We start from the raw sequence: 1,035 nt of genomic DNA, 5'->3' as shown, positions 1-1,035 counted from the left end.
TCGAGGTGATCCGGGGTCGAGGCGCCCTCACCCCGAACGGCGCAGTCTCCGTCGGCGGGCAGACAATCGCGGCAAAGTCGGTGATCATCGCCACCGGGTCGAAGCCAAAGAGCATCCCGGGATTCGAGGTCGACGGCGATCGGGTGGTCACCTCCGATCACAGCACCCGCAGCGGAACGCTTCCCGAACGGGTGGCGGTCATCGGCGGCGGCGTGATCGGGGCCGAGTTCACCTCGGTGTTCACCGACGTCGGCGTTGACACCACACTGCTGGAAGCGCTGCCCAGCGGAGTCCTGCCAGTTGGACCCGACCAGGAGCTTGCCGGCATTCTGGCGAAGTCACTGGCCGGGCGGGGCGCCAAGATCCACGCCAAGGCCCGGGTGAGCCCGCCGGAGCGCAGCGACAATGGCGTGGTGTTGGCCTACGAGACACCGACCGGTTCGGACAAGATCGAGGTCGATCAGGTCCTGGTCGCGGTCGGGCGCGTCCCGGTGAGCGCTGGTCTCGGTTTGGCTGAGGCCGGCGTTGAGGTCACGGATCGTGGATTTGTCGTCGTGGACACCAACACCATGGCCACCCGCCGACCTGGAATCTACGCGGTCGGCGATGTGGTCGACACGCCCGGTCTCGCGCACGTCGCCTACGCGGAGGCGATCGTCGCGATCAAGTCAATCCTCGGCGAAACGCCGGTGCCGGTGGACTACACCCGCGTGCCGTGGGTTGTCTACACCCATCCAGAGGTGGCGTGGGCCGGCCTCACCGAGGCCGAAGCCAAGCAAGCCGGATTCGAGATCGACATCCACAAATACAAATTCTCGGGCAATGGTCGGGCGATGATCATCGGTGAAACCGACGGTCTGGTGAAGATCGTCGCCCAAAAGAACGGGCCGATTCTGGGTGCCCACCTGATCGGGCCGTGGGCCAGCGAGCTGCTGGCTGAGAACTATCTCGCGGTGAACTGGCAGGCGCTGCCCGAGGAAGTCGGCGCGTTCATCCATCCGCACCCAAGTCTGTCGGAAGCGGTTGGTGAGGCGA

The 1,035-nt window shown here is 65.7% G+C and carries 1 protein-coding gene; it reads left to right on the top strand.

Annotated elements, in window-relative coordinates; all coding sequences use genetic code 11:
* Positions 1-5 precede the first annotated feature (5 nt).
* Positions 6-1,035: FAD-dependent oxidoreductase (locus AC2VON_RS13705; protein WP_486953459.1), on the top strand; the 1,030-nt coding region annotated here is incomplete at its 3' end.

This window comes from Mycobacterium sp. TH-M82 (assembly GCF_057473605.1).
Note: the sequence above shows the minus strand (reverse complement) of the source record. Positions and strands in the feature narration are given on the sequence as shown.